Annotated in this window: 1 protein-coding gene; it reads left to right on the top strand. The window is 62.2% G+C overall.

Annotated elements, in window-relative coordinates; translation table 11 throughout:
* The first annotated feature begins 306 nt into the window (after window positions 1-306).
* Window positions 307-2421, top strand: a complete 2115-nt coding sequence (locus FEM54_RS30225) for a TonB-dependent receptor family protein (protein ID WP_138454026.1) — start codon at window positions 307-309, stop codon at window positions 2419-2421.
* Window positions 2422-2594 lie beyond the last annotated feature (173 nt).

Genomic DNA, 2594 nt, shown 5'->3' with positions numbered 1-2594 from the left:
CGGCACGCGCCTGGCGGCGGTTACGGTGGAGGGTGAAGTCAATAACGCTGGCGGATGTTTGCATGGGGGAAATCTCGTGGGCGACTCAATGCCTCCACAGTAATGCGTGCTGGTTATTTCTTTAAATACTGAGTTTGCATGTGTTAATGCGATTTTGGACTTAGAAAATAATCCCGGTCCGATGCTGTTGTGGGAAGGGTCTGGTCCGTTAATTAAGCGTGACCTGGTGAGCCTGCCTGGCTTCCCATCACTGTTCGCGTGATGGCCCAGGCTTTGTCACGCCCCCGAATGCCAAGGATTTACCCCATGCTGTTGCGCCAACCCCCACTACTGTTTACCGCCCTGACCCTCAGTTCACTGGCGCACGCCGACACCCTGCAACTGGCCCCGGTCGAGGTCTCCAGCAGCGAAGCCAGCGCTGGCGAGGTGGCCCAGGCGCAGCTCAAGAGCGTGCCCGGTGGCACCAATTTCATCGATATGAGCAGCGTGCAACAGGGGCGCGTCAGCACCAACGAAGACGTGTTCAAGTACCAGGCCGGCGTCTATGCCAAGGCGGCGAATAATGAAGGCGTGAAGCTGTCGATCCGCGGTTCAGGCCTGAACCGCAGCCCCGGCTCCCACGCCTCGGGCCTGTATGAAATGCTCGACGGTTTGCCGCTCACCGGCCCCGGCGGCACGCCCTATGAACTCAAGGATCCGCTGTGGCAAAGCCGCGTCGAGGTGCTGCGCGGCGCCAACGGTTTTGACCAGGGCGCCCTGGCCCTGGGTGGCTCGGTCAACTATGTCACGCACACCGGCTATGACGCGCCGAAGTTGCAGGTGCGCTATGAAGTGGGCAGTCGCGGTTATGCCCAACGCGAAATCAGCTCCGGCCAGGTGCTAGGCGACGCCGACTACTACATCAGCCTCACCGACTCCGAGTCCGACGGCTACCAGCACCAGAGCGCCGGCACCGGTAAGGGCATTGCGGCCAACTTTGGCTACCGGTTCAACCCGGACCTGGAGACGCGCTTCTATTTTCGCTACCGCGAAACCACCAACGACAGCCCCGGCAAGCTGACGCGCTACCAGATCAGCCACGATCCAACCGCTGCCAACAGCCTCAACGCCGCCCGCGACTCGAAACGCCTGCAGCCGGGCTCGACCTGGATCGCCAACAAGACCACCTTGCAGCTCGATGACACTTCCCGCGTCGAGGTGGGGCTGGCCTATCACGACTACCCGATGGATTTGCGCGAAGGGCTCAACCGCCTGAAAGTCGCCTACACGGATGTCAGCGGCACCCTGAACTACATTCGCCAGGACAGTTGGTTCGGCCACGACAGCAAAACCACCCTTGGCCTGCGCACCACCCAGGCGATGCCCAACAACGGTGCCTCGGAATATGTGCGCGTGCCGTCGAGCAACCCCGCCACCTATTACGCCCCCGGCACCAAAACCCGCGACTACAGCTACCTGGGTTCCGACACGGTGTTGCATATCGGCAACGAGCTGGAACTGGCGCAAGACCTGTGGCTGACCACCGGCCTGGCTGCGATCTACACCCGCCGCGAAACCCAGGTCAGCTACCCGCAAGGGCAGGCGCCGCTCAGCCAGCATGATTGGGACTACGCGCCGCGCATTGGCCTGCGCTATGACTTCACCCCGCAGTTGCAGGTGTACGGCAACCTGAGTCGCTCGGTCGAACCGCCGCACGCGTGGTCGATGATTTGGGGCTCCAACAAGTATTTCACCGGCGGCCCGGCCAAGGGGCTGGCCCGCGAAGGCGTGAGCTTGCGCAATCAGACCGCCACTACCCTGGAGATAGGCGGGCGTGGTGAGCAATGGTTCGGCCAGTGGGATTTGGCGTTGTATCGCTCCGAAGTGCGTCACGAACTGCTCACAGTGGAGACCCAGGCGCAGACACAGAGCAGCAGCGCCGTCGTGGCCGAAGCCAACGCCAGCCCCACCGTGCACCAGGGCGTGGAGTTGAGCCTGCTCAGCCCATTGTGGGACGGCGGGGGTAATGGCCAGTTGGCCTTGCGCCAGGCCTACACCTACAGCGATTTCCACTACCGTGACGACGACCGCTTCGGCGCCAACACCTTGCCGGGCATCCCCAAGCATTACTACCAGGCGCAAGTGCGCTACAGCCACCCGACCGGTTTCTACACCAGCCTCAACACCGAGCACGCTTCACGGGTGGCGGTGGATTACGCCAACTCTTACTACGCGGCGGCGTACACAACGCTGGGCGCCACTTTCGGCTATGACGCGCCGAAACAGGACTGGCAAGCCTGGGTTGATCTGCGCAACCTCACCAACCGGCGTTATGCCAATACCGTCACGCCGGGGTATGACGACAAGGGGTTGGATGTGGCCCGCTCCACACCGGCCGATGGGCGCGGTATCTATACCGGTGTGTCGTGGAACTGGCGCTAAGCCAATTTAACTGTCAGCCAGGTCAAACTGTGGGAGCGAGCTTGTGTGGGGGGGGGCTGGCTTGTGTGGGAGCTGGTCTGTGTGGGAGCTGGCTTGCCTGCGATGCAGGCGCCTCGGTCATTCAGTTGAACTGAGGTGATGCCATCGCAGGCAAGCCAGCTCCCACAAAAGCC

It is taken from the genome of Pseudomonas edaphica, from assembly GCF_005863185.1.
GTDB classification, from domain to species: domain Bacteria; phylum Pseudomonadota; class Gammaproteobacteria; order Pseudomonadales; family Pseudomonadaceae; genus Aquipseudomonas; species Aquipseudomonas edaphica.
The sequence above is the reverse complement of the archived record's forward strand: the minus strand, read 5'-3'. Positions and strand labels throughout refer to the sequence as shown.